Consider the following 16,792-nt stretch of genomic DNA (forward strand, 5'->3'; position numbering starts at 1 on the left):
AGGTTGGATGGCGGTTTTCCGCCATCTAGTCGTTGTCATCGGGCGAGCTTCCGCCAGCGTCGGCGAAGCTCAGGCCATGCTTGCGCAGTTTGTCGTGCAGCGTCTTGCGCGGCAGACCGAGGGCTTCGGCGACGCTGCGCAGCGAGCCGTGCGGGCGATTCAACTCGGCGGCGATCAATGCGCGCTCGAAGGCATCGACCTGCTCGCCGAGGCTGCCGCCGCTGGCGAGGCTGGTCGCTGGCTCACTGCCCGGCACATCCAGGCCCAGCCCCAGCCCGAGGGCGAAGCGCTCGGCGGTGTTCTGCAGTTCGCGTACGTTGCCCGGCCAGGCGTGTTGCAGCAGCACGGCACGCTGCTCCGGCTGCAGTTCGCGGATCGGCAGGCCATGGCGCTGGGCGGCGGCTTCGGCGAAATGCTGGAACAGCAAAAGGATGTCTTCGCTGCGTTCGCGCAGCGAAGGGATACGCAACGGCGCGACATTGAGCCGGTAGTACAGGTCGGCGCGAAAGCGGCCCTGGTCGGCGGCCACGCGCAGGTCTTCCTTGGTCGCGGCGATGACGCGGATGTCCAGGGCGATCGACTGGTTGCCGCCGAGCCGCTCGACCACCCGCTCCTGCAGCAGGCGCAGCAGCTTGACCTGCACATCGAGGCTCATGCTCTCGATTTCGTCGAGGAACAGGGTGCCGCCATTGGCGAACTCGAACTTGCCGATCCGGCGCTTCTGCGCGCCGGTGAAGGCGCCGGGCTCGTGGCCGAACAGCTCGCTCTCCACCACCGACTCGGCCAGGGCGCCGGCGTTGATCGCGACGAAGGGGCCGTTGCGTCGGTTCGACAGGTCGTGCAGCGCGCGGGCTACCACCTCCTTGCCGGCGCCGGTCTCGCCAAGAATCAGGACATCAGCCTGGGTGCCGGCCAGTGCGCCGATCTGCTCGCGCAGGCGCAGCATCGCCCGGGACTGGCCGAGCAGGCGCGCCGACAGCTGTTGGCGGTCGGCCAGCGCCAGGCGCAGGGAGCGGTTGTCCAGCACCAGCTGGCGCAACGCCAGGGCGCGGCGCACGCTGTCCAGCAGCGCTTCGCTGGGGAAAGGCTTTTCCAGGAAGTCGTAGGCACCGGCGCGCATGGCCTGCACTGCCAGCTGGATGTCACCGTGCCCGGTGATGAGGATCACCGGCAGCTCGTTGTCGCGTGCGCGCAGCTGTTGCAGCAACTCCAGCCCGTCGATCCCAGGCATGCGGATGTCACTGACCACCACCCCCTGCCAGTCCGCCGGCAGGCGTGCAGCCAGGCCGCGAGCATCGCCCAGGCTGACGACCTCGAGCCCGGCCAGGTCGAGGGTCTGGCTCAGCGCCTGGCGCAGATGCGGATCGTCGTCGATCAGCACCACCTGGGCCTGGGCACTGATCGGGGTGTCGCTGCTCATTGGAGATGGTCCTCGCTGGGAAAGGCCACGCCGGGTTCGGCGCTACGCAGGAACAGGCCGAGCTGCGCGCCACCCTCGGGATGGTTGCTCATGCGCAGCTCACCGCCCAGGGCGCGGATCAGGGTATCGCAGATCGCCAGGCCGAGGCCCAGGCCCTGAGCGCTGGTCTTGGTGGTGAAAAAGGGTTCGCGGGCGCGCTGCAATGCCTCGGCAGAGAAGCCTGGGCCATTGTCGCGCAGGCTCAGCAGCACGCCGTCGCCTTCGCGTTCGGCACGCAGCCAGATACGCCGTGGTTGCGGGCGTTCGGCCAGGGCATCGAGGGCGTTGGCCAGCAGGTTGGCGAGAATCTGCCGCAGCCGCGTTTCGCCGGCCTGCACCCAGAGGGTGGCCTCCGGCAGATCGCGGATCAGCTCGACACCCATGGCCTGGCGGCGTTTGGCGAGCAGGGCGAGGGCATCGTCCAGCGCCGGCTGCAGCGCCACCCGTTCCGGCGCGTGCTGGTCGCGGCGGGCAAAGGCGCGCAGGTGGGCGATGATCGAGGCCATGCGCGCGGTCAGTTCGCTGATCAGCCGGAGATTGTCGCGTGCCTCGCTGGTGCGGCCGTGCTCGAGCAGCACACCGGCGTTGTCGGCGTAGCTGCGAATGGCCGCCAACGGCTGGTTGAGTTCGTGGCTGATGCTCGCCGACATGGTGCCCAGCGCCGACAGCTTGCCGGCCTGCAACAGCTCGTCCTGGGCGCGCACCAGTTCCTGCTGGGCCTGCTCGCGCTCGAGCACCTCGACCTTGAGCCGGCTGTTCAGTGCCTCCAGATCGCGGGTGCGCTCCTGCACCCGTTGCTCCAGCTGCTGACGTGCCTGGCTGTCCAGCGCCAGCCGTTCGAGGAAGTGCCGGCGGCGCTGCATCAGCAGGCCGAGCCAGAGCAGCAGTGCCAGCAATGTGGCGGCGCCGATGGCGACGACGGTGCGCACCGGGCGTTCGACCAGGTTCACCGGCGCGAGAATACGCACCGTCCAACCGGTCTCCTTCAACTCGCGGCTCTGGATCAGCCAGGCGTCGATGTCCAGTGTCAGGTCTTGCGGATACAGGGTCGGATAGGGCTGGTCGAAGGCAATCTGCTCGCGCTCGTCGACGCCCAGCCCGCGGGTGGCGCGGAACCGCCACTCCGGTCGCGAGGTGAGGATCACTACGCCAAAGTTGTCGGTCACCAGCAGTTGCTCCGGCGTGCTACCCCAGAGTGTCTCGGTGTGATCGAGGTCGACCTTGACCACCAGCACGCCGAGCACCTGATCACCGTCGCGCACCGCCGCGCCAAAGTAGTAGCCACGCTTGCCGGAAGTCGTGCCGAGGCCGAAGAAGCGCCCCAGGCGACCTTCCATGGCCTGACGGAAATAGGGGCGGAAGGCGAAGTTGCGGTCGACGAAGCTGTCTTCCTCGTCCCAGTTGGAGGCGGCCAGGGTGTTGCCGTCGGTCGCCATCAGGTAGATGACGTCGGCACCGGTCTGCTTGCGCAGCCGCTTGAGCAGGCGATTGGCGTTGTCGCGCACCTGTGGCGAATCCTCCTGCAGCACGGCGCGCAGAGCGGGCAGATCGCCGAGGATGCGCGGCAGCACCTCGTAGCGATTCAGCGTGCCGAGCAGGTTGGCGACGTACAGGTCCAGGGTCTGGCGGTTCTGTTCGGTCAGTTCGTTGCGGTAATAGCGCTCGGCGAGCTGTTGCAACGGCCACAGCAAGGGCGCCAGCAGCAAGGCCAGCAGGGCGAGATTGCGCCAGCGTGGGCGGCGGGGAGGGAGCGGTACGGTCATGCGTGGGCGCCTGAGGGTCCGGCGCATTATGCACGCAGAGCGTGCCGGCGTTCAGCGTCGGTGGTCGAGGCGGCGGAAAAACGCCTGACTGCGGCGTGGCCAAGCGGCGCGGTGACCAGCTGGATCAGCGTCCCGCGGCGACGGGCTGCGGGGCCTCTTCGCTGTCGAAGCCGCGGGCCCGGTTGAGGCACTCGTGCAGGGCGGTTTCCCAGTCGGGGAGGGTGACTCCCCAATCCTGCCGCAGCCGCGCGCAGTTGAGCCGCGAGTTAAGTGGGCGCTGCGCCGCGGTCGGGTAGTTCCTGGACAGGATCGGGGTGATCTCGGCGCGCAGGCGTCCTTCCTGGCGCAACCGCTCGGCGATGCTGCAGGCGAAGCCGTACCAGGAGGCCTCGCCGCTGGCGCTGAGGTGATACAACCCGCTCGGCCCGGCCTGCCCGGCGTTGCGCTTGCGCACCAGCTCGGCGGTGACGCGGGCGATGGTTGCGGCCCAGGTCGGCGCGCCGATCTCGTCGCTGACCACCGACAGCGCATCGCGCTCCTGCAGCAGGCGCTGCATGGTCAGCAGGAAATTCTTGCCATGCTGGGAGTAGACCCAGCTGGTGCGCAGGATCAGGTGTTCGCCGCCGACGGCCTGGATCGCCTGTTCGCCGGCCAGCTTGCTGGCGCCATAGACATTGAGCGGCTGTGGCAGGTCGGTTTCATCGTAGGGTTCGGCCTTGCGCCCGTCGAACACGTAGTCGGTGGAGTAATGGATCAGCGGCACACCGAGCCGCGCGGCTTCTTCAGCGAGCACCTGCGGGCCGCGGGCGTTGACCGCGAAGGCCTGCTCGCGGTGGCTTTCCGCGGGGTCAACGGCGGTATAGGCCGCCGCGTTGATGATCAGGTCCGGCCGCAACAGGCGCACCTGCTCACGAATCTGTTCGGGTACGGCGAGATCCAGTGCTTTGTGCCCGAGGGCGAGCAGCTTGCCGGTGCCTGCCAGTTCCACTTGCAATTCGCGGGCGAGCTGCCCCGTGCTGCCGGTGATCAGGATTTTCATGGAAACAGCTCCGCATCGCGTAGCAGCTTGCCGGCCTGGTCCTTGGCGGACAATTGTGGCGCCTCGTCGATCGGCCATTGAATGCCGAGCGCCGGGTCGTTCCACAGCAGGCTGCGCTCGTGCTCCGGCGCATAGTAGTCGGTGGTCTTGTAGAGGAATTCAGCGCTCTCGCTGAGCACCACGAAGCCGTGTGCGAAGCCTTCGGGAATCCACAGTTGCCGCTGGTTCTGCGCGCTCAGGTGGGTGCCGAACCAGCGGCCGAAGCTCGGCGAACTCTTGCGCAGGTCGACGGCGACATCAAACACCTCGCCGGCCACCACCCGCACCAGTTTTCCCTGCGGCTGCTGGATCTGGTAGTGCAGCCCGCGCAGCACGCCGCGCTGGGACTTGGAGTGGTTGTCCTGGACGAACTGGCGCTTGAGCCCCGTGGCCGCCTCGAAAGCGGCCGCGTTGAAGCTTTCGTAGAAGAAACCGCGTTCGTCGCCGAAGACCTTGGGCTCGATGATCAGTACGTCGGGAATGCTGGTTTCGACGACCTTCATGCGTCTTCACCCGCCAGCTTGAACAGGTACTGGCCGTAGCCGGTCTTGCCCAGCGCATCGGCGCGACGCAGCAGCTGCTCGCGGTCGATCCACTTGTTCTGATAGGCGATTTCCTCCAGGCAGGCCACCTTCAGGCCCTGGCGGTGCTCGATGGTCTGCACGTACTGCGAGGCTTCCAGCAGGCTGTCGTGGGTACCGGTGTCGAGCCAGGCGAAGCCGCGGCCGAAGCGCTCGACATTGAGGTCGCCGCGCTCGAGGTAGGCCATGTTGACGTCGGTGATCTCCAGCTCGCCGCGCGGCGAGGGCTTGATCGACTTGGCGATCTCGATCACGTCGTTGTCGTAGAAGTACAGGCCGGTCACTGCGTAGCTGGACTTGGGCTTTTTCGGCTTCTCCTCGATGGACAGCGCCTTGCCGTCCGCGTCGAAGTCGATCACGCCGAAGCGCTCCGGGTCCTTGACCCAGTAGCCGAACACCGTGGCGCCCTTCTCCTGACGCGCGGCGCGTTGCAGCTTCTCGGTGAAGTGCTGGCCGTGGAAGATGTTGTCGCCGAGGATCAGGCACACCGAATCATCGCCGATGAATTCTTCACCGATCAGGAAGGCCTGCGCCAGGCCGTCCGGCGAAGGCTGCTCGGCATAGCTGAAATTGACGCCGAACTGGCTGCCGTCGCCCAGCAGGTTCTGGTACTGCGGCAGATCCTGCGGCGTGGAAATGACCAGGATGTCGCGGATGCCGGCAAGCATCAGCACCGAGATCGGGTAGTAGGCCATCGGCTTGTCGTAGATCGGCAGCAGCTGCTTGGATACGCCAAGGGTGATGGGATGCAGACGAGTGCCGGAGCCTCCGGCGAGGATGATTCCTTTCATGCGTTCTCCAGGGCGCCGAGGCGCTCGCGTTGATAGCTGCCGTCCTGGACGCGACGGCACCATTCGAGGTTGTTCAGGTACCACTGCACGGTCTTGCGCAGGCCGCTCTGGAAGGTTTCCTGCGGCACCCAGCCGAGTTCGCGCTCGATCTTGCTGGCGTCGATGGCGTAGCGCAGGTCGTGGCCCGGGCGATCCTTGACGAAGGTGATCAGGTCTTCATAACGGGCGAGGCCGGCGGGCTTGTTCGGTGCCAGCTCTTCCAGCAGCGCGCAGATACCGCGCACCACCTCGATGTTCTTCTGCTCGTTGTGGCCGCCGATGTTGTAGGTCTCGCCGACCTTGCCCTCGCTGACCACCTTGAACAGCGCGCGGGCGTGGTCCTCGACGAACAGCCAGTCGCGGATCTGCGAGCCGTCGCCGTATACCGGCAGCGGTTTGCCATCCAGCGCGTTGAGAATCACCAGCGGGATCAGCTTCTCGGGGAAGTGGAACGGCCCGTAGTTGTTCGAGCAGTTGGTGATCAGCACCGGTAGGCCGTAGGTACGCTGCCAGGCCCGGACCAGGTGGTCCGACGAGGCCTTGCTGGCCGAATAAGGCGAGCTGGGCGCGTAGGGCGTGGTCTCGGTGAACAGATCGTCGACACCATGCAGGTCGCCGTACACCTCGTCGGTGGAAATATGGTGAAAGCGGAAAGCCTCGCGACGTTCGGCCGGCAGTGTCTGCCAGTAGGCGCGGGCCGCTTCGAGCAGCTGGTAGGTGCCAACGATGTTGGTCTGGATGAACTCGGCCGGGCCGTCGATGGAGCGGTCGACATGGGACTCGGCGGCCAGATGCATGATGGCGTCCGGCTGGAACTCCAGCAGCGCCTCGCTGACCCGCTCACGATCGGCGATGTCGGCCTGGAGGAACTGATAGCGCGGGTTGTCTTCCACGCTGGCCAGCGACTCGAGGTTGCCGGCATAGGTCAGTTTGTCCAGGTTGAGCACGCTGTGCTCGGTATCGAGAATGAGGTGACGGATCAGTGCGGAACCGATGAATCCGGCACCGCCAGTAACGAGAATGCGCATAGTGATGGGGCTTCCTTGGCGCGCTGTCGAGCGTCAGGCTCTTAGCATGTCGGCACGATAGACCGGCCGTCGATGCAAAAATTCCCGGGTGTGGTGGGGCGCCGGGTGACCGTTTGGTTACCAACATAAACCTAGGATGCTGGCGTGATGCCATAAAGCTTCGGGCTAGAGCGGTCGGTCTGACGACGCGGGCGTAGTGAAGAAAGCGTAGCCGCTAGCGCAACGACACCCGCAGCCGCGACAGCGCACCGATGAAGAACACTGTGCCGATCACCATCAGCGCCAGCAGCTGCGGCCAGACGATGGCCGTGCCGGCATTGCGGAACAGGATCGCCTGAGCCAGCTCGACGAAATGCGTGGTCGGCGCCACCAGCATGATGCTCTGCACCAACTCCGGCATGCTCTCGCGCGGCGTCACCCCGCCGGAGAGGATCTGCAGCGGGATCAGCGTGAGGATCACCAGCAGGCCCAGCTGCGGCATGGAGCGCGCCACCGTGCCGAAGAAGATGCCCATCGAGGTGGCGGCGAACAGGTGCAGCGCCGCACCGCCGGCGAACAGCCACAGCGAGCCCTGGATCGGGATATCGAGCCAGCCCTCGACGACGAAGCGCAGGGCGAACGCCGCTGCCGCCAGCACCACCAGACCCATCGCCCAGACCTTGCCGACCATGATCTCGAACGGCGTCACCGGCATCACCAGAAGGTGCTCGATGGTGCCGTGCTCGCGCTCGCGGATAAGCGCCGCGCCGGTGAGGATGATCGCCAGCATGGTGATCTGGTTGATCACCTCGTTCACCGCGCCGAACCAGGCGCGGCTGAGGTTGGGGTTGAACGCGGTGCGCACCACCGCTTCGACCGGCAGCACGTCTTCGCTGCGGTAGCGGCGGACGAATTCGGCGGTCTCGCTGGCGATGATCTGCTGGATGTGCCCTGCGCCGGTGAACGCCTGGCTGACCTGGGTGGCATCGACGTTGAGCTGGATGGTCGGCTGGCGGCCGGCGAGCAGGTCCTGCTGGAAGCGCGGCGGGATGTTCAGGGTGAAGGTGTAGAGGCCGTCGTCCATGCCGCTGTCCATCTCCTGATGGCTGATGGCCTTCGGCTCGATGAAGTAGGGCAGCTGAAAGGCGTTGATGATGCGCAGCGACGCCTGCGAGCGGTCCTCGTCGACCACCGCGATACTGGCGCGGTGCGGCGCCTCGGGAATCGCCGTGGCGCCTTCGTAGACCGCCACGGTGAACGAATAGATGATCAGCACCAGCATCGCCGGATCGCGGTAGAGGCTGCGCAGTTCCTTGAGGCCGAGCTGGAAGATGTTGCCGAGCTTGCGTCGCAGGCCACCCATGTCATTTCTCCTGCTTGCGCAGGCCGGCGACGCTGAGCAGGGTCAGCAGCGGAATGGCCAGCAGCATGGGAATGAAATAGGGATACAGCTCGGCCAGCCCGAGCGCCTTGGAGAATACCCCGCGGCTGATGATCAGGAAGTGGCTGGTTGGGTAGAGCTTGCCGACGAAGGCGCCGGCGCCCTCCATCGCCGAGACCGGGTGGATCAGCCCGGAGAATTGGATCGCCGGCAGCAGCGTGACGATGGTCGTGCCGAAGATCGCCGCGATCTGGCTGTTGAAAATCGCCGACATCAGCAGTCCCAGGCCGGTGGCGCAGGTGACGTAGAGCAGCGCGCCGAGGCAGAGGGTGAGGATGCTGCCCTTGATCGGAATGCCGAAGACGAACACCGCCAGCAGCGCCAGGGTGGCGAAGTTGAACATGCCCAGCGCGATATAGGGCAGCTGCTTGCCGAGCAGGAATTCCAGGCGGGTGGTCGGGGTGACGTAGAAGTTGGTGATCGAGCCCAGTTCCTTTTCGCGCACCACGCCGAGGGCGGTGAGCATCGCCGGGATCATCATCAGCAGCAGCGGGATCATCGCCGGCGCCATGGCTGGCAGGCTCTGCACGTCAGGGTTGTAGCGGTAGCGGATGGCGACATCGGCCGGTGCCAGCTGCCCTTCGACACCGGCCTCGCGGGCCAGCTGCTGCAGGTAGTTGAGGTGGATGCCCTGCACATAGCCCTTGATGGTGTCGGCGCGCATCGGCATGGCGCCATCGATCCAGAACGCGACTTGCGGCACCGCGCCGCGCTTGAGGTCGCGGCCGAAGTTCGGCGGAATCTCCACGGCCAGACTGATGTCGCCGCTGCGCAGACGCTGATCGAGCTCGGCATGGCTGGCCAGTGGCGCCTTCTCGATGAAGTAGCGCGAGCCGGCCATGTTCAGCAGGTAGTGCTGGCTGGTGGTGGTCTGGTCACGGTCGAGCACGGCGTAGGTCAGGTTCTCCACGTCGAAGCTGACCCCGTAACCCATGATGAACATCAGCAGCACGCTGCCGAGCATTGCCAGCGTCGCGCGGATCGGATCGCGGCGCAGCTCCATGGCCTCGCGGCGGGTATAGCTGAGCAGACGGCGCAGGCTGAAGCGGGCCTGACGGCTGCTGTCGCCGGATGCCTCGAGCGGGCCGCGCGTGCTGGCCGGCGTCGCGGCGGCCGGCTGCTCGGCGGTATTGGCCGCGGCGGCTTCCTCCAGGTAGGCGATAAAGGTCTGTTCCAGCGTCGGCAGCCCGCGCTTGGCCATCAGCGCCTGCGGCGTGTCGCTGTCGAGCACTCGCCCGGCGTGCATCAGTGAGATGCGGTCGCAGCGCAGCGCCTCGTTCATGAAGTGGGTGGAGATGAAGATGGTCACGCCGTCCTCGCGCGACAGCTGCACCAGGAGTTCCCAGAAGCCGTCTCGGGCGATCGGGTCGACCCCCGAGGTGGGTTCGTCGAGGATCAGGATCTCCGGGTTGTGGATCACCGCCACCGCCAGCGACAGACGCTGGCGCACGCCCAGCGGCAGGCTGCTCGGCAGGCTCTCGGCGTCGCCGCTGAGGTCGAAGCGATCGAGCATCTCCTGCACCCGCGCGTCGCGCCGCTCTGCCGGCAGGTGGAACAGCCGCGCGTGCAGGTCGAGGTTCTGTCGCACGCTCAGCTCGCTGTACAGCGAGAAGGCCTGGGACATGTAGCCGACGCGCTGGCGGGTCTGCATGTCGTGCGGGTCCACCGGCTTGCCGAACAGCAGCGCCTCGCCCTCGCTGGCGGGCAGCAGGCCGGTGAGCATCTTCATGGTGGTGGTCTTGCCGCAGCCGTTGGAGCCGAGGAAACCGAAGATCTCGCCGCGGGCGATGCGGAAATTGACCCGGTCCACCGCGACGAAATCGCCGAAGCGCATGGTCAGCCCGTGGGCCTCGATGGCGATGCTGTCGCTCGCCGGCTGCGGCGGGATGATCAGCTCGCGGTGCTGGCTGCGCTTGGCATCCGGCAGCAGGCGGATGAAGGCCTGCTCCAGGGTGTCGCTGCCGGTGCGCGCCAGGAGTTCGACCGGCGTGCCGGTGGCCAGCACCTGGCCGGCGTCCATCGCCACCAGATGGTCGAAGCGCTGCGCCTCGTCCATGTAGGCGGTGGCCACCAGCACACTCATCTGCGGGCGTTCGCCACGGATGCGCTCGATCAGCTCCCAGAACTGCGCGCGCGACAGCGGGTCGACGCCGGTGGTGGGCTCGTCGAGGATCAGCAGGTCGGGGTCGTGGATCAGCGCGCAGCAGAGGCCGAGCTTCTGCTTCATGCCACCGGAGAGCTTGCCCGCCGGGCGCTCGACGAATGGCGCCAGGCCGGTGCTGCGGGTCAGCTCGGCGATGCGCCAGCGCCGCTCGGCGGCGTCCTGACCGAACAGCCGGCCGAAGAACTCGAGGTTCTCGAACACCGTCAGCGTCGGGTAGAGGTTCTTGCCCAGCCCCTGGGGCATGTAGGCAATGCGCGGGCAGACCGCGCGGCGGTGGCCGGCATCGCCCATGTCGCCGTCGAGCACCTGCACATGGCCCTGCTGCAGCTTGCGCGCACCGGCGATCAGCGCCAGCAGGCTGGACTTGCCGACGCCATCCGGGCCGATCAGGCCGACCATGCAGCGTGCCGGCAGGCTCAGGCTGAGGTCATCCAGCGCGCGGGTCTTGCCGTACTGCAGGCTGACGCCGCTGATCTCGGCGACCGGGGCAGGGGACTGGTTCATTGGCCGACATTGATCTGCAGGTGCGCCGGCCATTCGGCGTCGGCGTCCAGCTTCAGGTAAGCGACGCCCGGCAGGCCGGTCTTGACCTGTTCCATGTGCTTCTTCAGCAGCTCGGGGTCGATCCGCGCCTTGACCCGGAACATCAGCTTCTCGCGCTCGCTTTCGGTTTCCACGGTCTTCGGCGTGAACTGCGCGACGCTGGCGACGTAGGTGATCTTGGCCGGAATCACGTACTGCGGTGCGGCATCGATCACCAGCCGTGCCTCCGAACCCATGGCGACACGGCCGGCCTGGCGCTCGGGCAGGAAGAAGGTCATGTAGACGTCGGCCAGGTCGACCAGATTGAGCAGCTTGCCACCGGCGCCGAGCACCTCACCCGGCTGCGCGACGCGGTACTGCACGCGGGCCACGCGGTCGGTCTTCAGCTCGCTGTCGCTGATGTCCGCCTGCAGCCGCACGACGCTGGCCTGGGCAGCCTCCAGCGCCGACTGTGCCTCGATCACCTGCGACCTGGCGGCGGCGATACCGGCGTCGGCGGACAACACCTGGGCGCGGGAGGCAGCCAGCGCGGCCTGAGCGCTCTGCATGGCGGCGAGGTCGTCGTCCAGCTGCTGGCGCGGCATGGCGTTGCGGTCGACCAGCGTCTTGGTGCGTTGGTGGCGCTTCTGCGCGGCGGTCAGCTCGGCACGGCGCTGCAGCACCACGGCCTCGGCGGTGGCCTTCTCGCTCTCGCGCTGGGTGACCAGCGCCTGGGCGGTGAGGATGGCATTTTCCGCTTGGCGCACCTGGGCACGGGCCTGGTTGAGCTGGGCCTCCAGTACCTCGGTGTCCATCCGTGCGATGACTTGGCCGGGCTGGACGAAGTCGCCTTCGTCGACGCTGATCTCGCGGATGCGCCCACCGAGCTTGGTTGCAACGTCGATCTCGGTGGCCTCGATGCGCCCATTGCCGCTGGCGAAGCCGTCGCCCAGGCCGTCGGGACGCAGTTCCGACCATACCAGCAGGCCGACGACGACCAGCGCGGCGAGCGCGAACAGCACCCGGCGAAGTTTTTTCTGGGCTGGCGCTTTCATGGGCGTTCCTTATCGTGAAGCACTGGTCTGCATGCTAAGCGATGCCCCGGCGGGCCGCGCTTAGCCTGAGTCAATAAAACTGCTGTTTAACGCGTTTATATGACCGTTTCGCCGGACTTCACTGCGCGGAATGGCTTTTTGCCACCTCAATTGTCCAGCGTTGCAGCTGGCGGCTCAGCTCGTCGCTGGCCTCGCCGAAGGCCGCCACCACGCTTTCCAGCTGCGGGCTGGCGCTGGGCTGGCGGACCTCGAAGCGGCGGCTGGCAAGGATGCGCTGCTCCGGTGCCGTCGCCAGCTGAGCATCCAGCCTGACCAGCACCTGCGGCTGGCCATCGATGTACTCGCTCTGGAACGCGCGCAGTTCGCTGAACAGCTCCAGCTCGGCGAACAGGTTGCTGTCCTCGTTGCTCACCGCCACCGGTCCGCTCTGGCGGAACTGTTCGATCAGCCGGTCGCGCAGCAGGGTCGGCGCGGCATCGCTCCAGCGTGCGCCCTGGTAGCTGCTGATCTGGTTGCCATCCGGCACCACGGCGATGCGCGGTCCGGCAAGGATGCGGCTGGCATGCGGGGTGTGGATGCGCAGTGCCTGCTGCAGTCGCTCGCCTTGCTGGACGGCCGGCGACTCGGCGGTGGGCAGCAGGTACACGCGGATCGGTTCGGCCTCGGGCAGCAGGGTGCAGGCCGCGAGCGTGCCGAGCAGGCTTGCGAGGGCAAGGGGGCGGAACAGCGCAAGGCGGCTCATGGGGTGAACTCCTGGATCTTCTCGCGGCCGAGCAGGAAGCCGCTGGGATTGTCTTCGAGGCGCTGGGTGACGCGGCGCAGGGCGCCGAGGGTGCCGCGCAGCTCGTTGATCGCCGGGCCCAAGTCGCTGAAGCCCTGCAGGCCGTTGTTCAATGCGCCTTGGTTGCTCGACAGCAGCTCGTCCAGGCGCGACGTGGCGCGCTCCAGCGCGGCCATGGATTCGCCGGCGCTGCTCAGCAGCTGGCGCCCTTCGTCATCGATCAGGCCATTGGCGTTCTGCGTCAGGCGGGTGATCTCCGCCAGCGCGGTGTTGGTCTGTTGGCCCAGCTGGCTGAGCTGGGTCAGCGCTTCGCTGAGGTCGCCACGCTGTTCGGCCAGCACGCTGGTGGCCTGTTCGAGATTGGCCAGGGTGCGGCCGATGCGCTCGGCGTTGTCCTCGGAGAGCATCAGGTTGGCGCTGCGCAGCAGATTGTTGATGTTGGTCATCAGGTCTTCGCCGTTCTCCAAGAGCGCACTCAGCGGCGAGGGGTCGGCGATGATCAGTGGCGGCTCGCCACGCTTGCCTTCCAGCGGCGGGCTCTGCGGCGTGCCGCTGTGCAGCTGGATGATCATGCTGCCGGTGATGTTGGCCAGCGCCAGACGCGCACGGGTGTCCTGCTTGATCGGCGTGCCGGCATACACGCGGATGCGCGCGCGCACCTTGCGCGGATCGTCCGGCTCCAGCCACAGCGCCTCGACATCACCAACCTTGATGCCGCTGTACTCCACCGAACTGCCGTTTGACAGCCCGCTGACCGCGCGATTGAAGCTGATCTCGTAATAGTTGTATTCGCGGTCCATGCTCGACTTGCCCAGCCAGAGGGCGAACAGCAGCGCGCCGCCGACTGCCAGGACGGTGAACAGGCCGATCATTACGTGGTGGGCGCGGGTTTCCATTTCAGCTCTCCAACAAGTCGGCGGCCTGTTGCGCCGCCCGGCCGCGCGGGCCGTGGAAGTAGTCACGAATCCAGGCGTCGTCGGTGGCTTCCACCACCTCCAGGCGATCGGCCACCAGCACGCGCTTGCGTGACAGCACGGCCACCCGGTCGCAGATGGTGTAGAGCGTATCCAGATCGTGGGTCACCAGAAACACGCTGAGGCCCAGCGCGTCGCGCAGGGTCAGGATCAGCTGGTCGAAGGCTGCCGCGCCGATGGGGTCGAGGCCGGCGGTGGGCTCGTCGAGGAACAGCACCTCCGGGTCCAGCGCCAGCGCGCGGGCCAGGGCGGCGCGCTTGACCATACCCCCGGAGAGCTCGTCGGGGTACTTGCAGGCAGCATCCGCCGGGAGCCCAGCCAGTGCCAGCTTCAGCCGCGCCAGGTGTTCGGCGTCGCGGCGCTCGAGCCCGGCGTGCTCGATCAGCGGCAGCGCGACGTTCTCCTGCAGGTTCAGCGAGGTGAACAGCGCGCCGCGCTGGAACAGCACGCCGAATCGTCGTTCCACCTGCGAGCGGCGCTCGGCCGACAGTTCCAGCAGGTTTTCGCCGAACACGCTGACGCTGCCTTCATTGGGCCGGCGCAGGCCGACGATGCTGCGCAGCAGCACCGACTTGCCGGTGCCCGAACCGCCGACCACCCCAAGAATCTCGCCGCGGCGGATGTCCAGGTCGAGGCCGTCGTGCACGGTCTGGCTGCCGAAGCGGTTGACCAGTCCGCGTACCTGGATCAGTGCGTCGTCGCTCGTCACCAGCCCATCTCCATGAAGAACAGCGCGGCGATGGCGTCCAGCAGGATCACCATGAAGATCGCCTGGACCACGCTGGAGGTGGTGTGCTCGCCCACCGACTGCGCGCTGCCGCTGACCTTGAAGCCTTCCAGACAGCCGATCACCGCGATGACAAAGGCGAATATCGGCGCCTTGCCCAGCCCGACCAGGAAATGGCTGACGGCGATGTCGCGCGCCATGATGGTGAAGAACATGGTCGGCGAGATGTCCAGCGCCAGAACGCAGACCACCAGGCCGCCGGCGATGCCACTGAGCATGCCGACGAAGGTCAGGATCGGCAGGGTGATCAGCATCGCCAGCACCCGTGGCAGCACCAGCAGCTCGATCGGGCTCAGGCCGAGGGTGCGGATGGCGTCGACCTCCTCGTTGGATTTCATCGAGCCGATCTGCGCGGCGAAGGCGCTGGCGCTGCGTCCGGCGAGCAGGATCGCCGCCAGCAGCACGCCGAATTCGCGCAGGAAGGAAAAGCCCACCAGGTTGACGGTGTAGATGGTCGCGCCGAAATCGGCGAGCACGGTCGCGCCAAGAAAGGCCACCACCGCGCCGACCAGAAAGGTCAGCAGTGCGACGATCGGCACCGCGTCCAGCCCGGTCTGCTCGATATGCACGGCCAGTGAGGTCAGCCGCCAGCGCCGCGGTCTTGGCAGGGTGAGCAGCAGCGTCTGCAGGGTCAGGCCGATGAAGCCGAGCAGCGCGCGCTGCTGCTTCCACAACGCCGTGACGGCGCCGCCGATATGTGCCAGCACGTCGCCGAAGGCATAGCCGCGCGGCGGCTCGGCGGCATCCGGTTGATTCAGGGCGGTCGCGACGGTGCGCAGCAGCGCCAGGCGTTCGGCTGGTAGCTGCGGCGCCCAGGCTTCGATAGCGGCGATTCGCTCGGCCCCGAGCAGCTCCACCAGCAGGCCGGCGCCCGCCGTATCCAGCGCACCGAGCCCGCTCAGCTCGATCTGGCTGTGCTCGTCGATCCGCGCCCTGAGCCGCTGCACCTCTCGGCGCAGTGCTGCGTAATGGGCGAGGGTCCAGTCACCGACGATGCGAGCCCGCAATGGTGAAGCCCGTTGATCGAGGGTCACCGAACCGGGAGACGAGGACAGGGTGGCGCTCATCTTCTGCAAACGGGTGCCTATGTCGGGCGATGGAGTCCTGATTGATGCTAGCAGGGCTCCGCCCGGCAAGACAGGACCGGGTGGCCGGTGGTCGGCAACAGGCGGCGCGCGTCGGCTGCTGATCCATGGACCACCACGGTGACGTCAAAGTGCGCCGTTACGCTCGAGCCGGTAGCTGCTGATCGCCTCGTACACCGCCTTGCGCAGCCGGTTGATGCCGCCGATGGGGCGATGCTCCGGCAGTGCATGCCAGGGGTTGAAGCTGAGGTTGTCGCAGGCGAGGTTCTGCTCGGGGCTGTCGAAGTCCTGCGGCGGCAGGCGGATGTCGGCGACCGTCTCGAATGGCGCGATGGCCTCGTCCCACTCGATGCTGGTGTCCTCGATGGGCATGTAGTGCTCGGCGTTCTGCCGCTGCACCTGCAGGGCGAAGCAGGCGGGTGCGCGGTCGAGGGACAGCTGCTGGTAGAGCGCGCTGCGCAGGAAGTTAGGCAGGTCGCGGTTCTGCTCGGGCAGCTGGTAGGTCGGGCAGTTTTCCGGCGTCGGGACGACCCGGTACTTGATGTTGTGCGGGCCGAGCTTGTATGGCGCCACCGAACTGTAGGTTGTTGCGACCGGGCTTTCCGGTGCCGGCGCCAGGGTCTGCAGTGCGATGAACAGGTGGCGCAGCTCCCAGCTGCGCGGATCGATGCTCGGGAAGAACGCCAGCGCCTTCTTGCCCTGCGCCTGGGCGGCGAAGTTGCTGCGATATTCGGCAACGTCGCGGACGAAGAACACCGGGTGGTTGAACATCACGAAGTCCTGCTCGCCGGCATGGCGCGGGCCACGCGTGAGCTTTTTCCCCGGCACGTCGAGTAGCTTGATCGCCATGCCGCGGGCGTCCCGAATGCGATCGAACTGCGGGTAGGCGTTGCCGTTGGACAGCCGCACCCAGGCCTGCCAGGTCTTGCCCGGCTCGCTGAAAACGCCCTGGCGCAGTGCGGGCTCCAGGTCGGCGCGCACACTGACTTCGGCGCGCACGCAGCCGTGGGCCTTGGCATGGGCGTCGCGCAGCACGCGGGTGTTCTCGCTGTGCTGTTCCACCACGGCGATGGCGTCGGCGATGATCGCCTGGGTGTCGGCCGCTTCGCTCGGCGCGATGACCTCTTCGCTGGAGACGGGGCCACGATAGGTGAAGTGAAAGTGCACGGCGGCAATCGCCCAGCCAGCCAGGCCGATAGCAGTGACGGCAAGCAGCAGCCGGCCCAGCAGGCGACCGATCCAGAGCCAGAGTCTTGTCAGCATGT

The 16,792-nt window shown here is 67.0% G+C and carries 14 protein-coding genes; all 14 read right to left on the reverse strand.

Features of this window, described 5'->3' with window-relative positions; genetic code table 11:
* Positions 1 to 25: 25 nt before the first annotated feature.
* The 14 genes from NAO55_RS12830 to NAO55_RS12895 all read right to left on the reverse strand — a co-directional run bounded on the left by NAO55_RS12830 (position 26) and on the right by NAO55_RS12895 (position 16,790).
* Complete coding sequence (locus tag NAO55_RS12830) at positions 26 to 1,420, reverse strand: sigma-54-dependent transcriptional regulator (protein WP_102839173.1); 1,395 nt, start codon at positions 1,418 to 1,420, stop codon at positions 26 to 28.
* On the reverse strand, positions 1,417 to 3,222 hold the full coding sequence (locus NAO55_RS12835) for a sensor histidine kinase (protein ID WP_102839174.1): 1,806 nt from the start codon (positions 3,220 to 3,222) through the stop codon (positions 1,417 to 1,419). The genes NAO55_RS12830 and NAO55_RS12835 overlap by 4 nt, the downstream gene beginning before the upstream one ends.
* 124 nt (positions 3,223 to 3,346) lie before the next feature.
* Positions 3,347 to 4,261, reverse strand: a complete 915-nt coding sequence (gene rfbD, locus NAO55_RS12840) for a dTDP-4-dehydrorhamnose reductase (RefSeq protein WP_102839175.1) — start codon at positions 4,259 to 4,261, stop codon at positions 3,347 to 3,349.
* A complete protein-coding gene (gene rfbC / locus NAO55_RS12845; protein WP_063540330.1) occupies positions 4,258 to 4,803 on the reverse strand; it encodes a dTDP-4-dehydrorhamnose 3,5-epimerase in 546 nt (181 codons plus the stop codon). Before rfbC ends, rfbD begins: the two co-directional genes overlap by 4 nt.
* Positions 4,800 to 5,672, reverse strand: coding sequence for a glucose-1-phosphate thymidylyltransferase RfbA (gene rfbA / locus NAO55_RS12850; protein WP_063540331.1), 873 nt, complete (start codon positions 5,670 to 5,672; stop codon positions 4,800 to 4,802). The genes rfbC and rfbA overlap by 4 nt, the downstream gene beginning before the upstream one ends.
* Positions 5,669 to 6,739, reverse strand: coding sequence for a dTDP-glucose 4,6-dehydratase (gene rfbB, locus NAO55_RS12855; RefSeq protein ID WP_102839176.1), 1,071 nt, complete (start codon positions 6,737 to 6,739; stop codon positions 5,669 to 5,671). The genes rfbA and rfbB overlap by 4 nt, the downstream gene beginning before the upstream one ends.
* A 214-nt stretch (positions 6,740 to 6,953) precedes the next feature.
* Entirely contained in the window at positions 6,954 to 8,081 is a 1,128-nt protein-coding gene (locus NAO55_RS12860) for an ABC transporter permease (protein WP_102839177.1), read from the reverse strand.
* Position 8,082: 1 nt separating this feature from the next.
* Positions 8,083 to 10,827 (reverse strand): ribosome-associated ATPase/putative transporter RbbA, encoded by a 2,745-nt coding sequence (gene rbbA / locus NAO55_RS12865; RefSeq protein ID WP_102839178.1) that lies wholly within the window; start codon positions 10,825 to 10,827, stop codon positions 8,083 to 8,085.
* The gene (locus NAO55_RS12870; RefSeq protein ID WP_102839179.1) at positions 10,824 to 11,900 is read right to left on the reverse strand and encodes an HlyD family secretion protein; all 1,077 of its coding nucleotides are present in this window, start codon (positions 11,898 to 11,900) and stop codon (positions 10,824 to 10,826) included. The genes rbbA and NAO55_RS12870 overlap by 4 nt, the downstream gene beginning before the upstream one ends.
* 118 nt (positions 11,901 to 12,018) lie before the next feature.
* Positions 12,019 to 12,642: an ABC-type transport auxiliary lipoprotein family protein gene (locus NAO55_RS12875; protein ID WP_102839180.1), complete on the reverse strand. Its 624-nt coding sequence runs from the start codon at positions 12,640 to 12,642 to the stop codon at positions 12,019 to 12,021.
* Positions 12,639 to 13,577 carry an MlaD family protein gene (locus NAO55_RS12880; protein WP_063540337.1) on the reverse strand — a complete coding sequence of 313 codons (939 nt, stop codon included), beginning with the start codon at positions 13,575 to 13,577 and terminating at the stop codon, positions 12,639 to 12,641. The genes NAO55_RS12875 and NAO55_RS12880 overlap by 4 nt, the downstream gene beginning before the upstream one ends.
* Before the next feature lies 1 nt (position 13,578).
* Positions 13,579 to 14,364 carry an ABC transporter ATP-binding protein gene (locus NAO55_RS12885; protein ID WP_063540338.1) on the reverse strand — a complete coding sequence of 262 codons (786 nt, stop codon included), beginning with the start codon at positions 14,362 to 14,364 and terminating at the stop codon, positions 13,579 to 13,581.
* A complete protein-coding gene (locus NAO55_RS12890) occupies positions 14,361 to 15,509 on the reverse strand; it encodes an ABC transporter permease (protein ID WP_102839181.1) in 1,149 nt (382 codons plus the stop codon). The genes NAO55_RS12885 and NAO55_RS12890 overlap by 4 nt, the downstream gene beginning before the upstream one ends.
* Positions 15,510 to 15,653: 144 nt before the next feature.
* On the reverse strand, positions 15,654 to 16,790 hold the full coding sequence (locus tag NAO55_RS12895) for a catalase family protein (protein ID WP_102839182.1): 1,137 nt from the start codon (positions 16,788 to 16,790) through the stop codon (positions 15,654 to 15,656).
* Positions 16,791 to 16,792 lie beyond the last annotated feature (2 nt).

The sequence above is a fragment of the Stutzerimonas frequens genome (genome assembly GCF_024448335.1).
Classification (GTDB): domain Bacteria; phylum Pseudomonadota; class Gammaproteobacteria; order Pseudomonadales; family Pseudomonadaceae; genus Stutzerimonas; species Stutzerimonas frequens.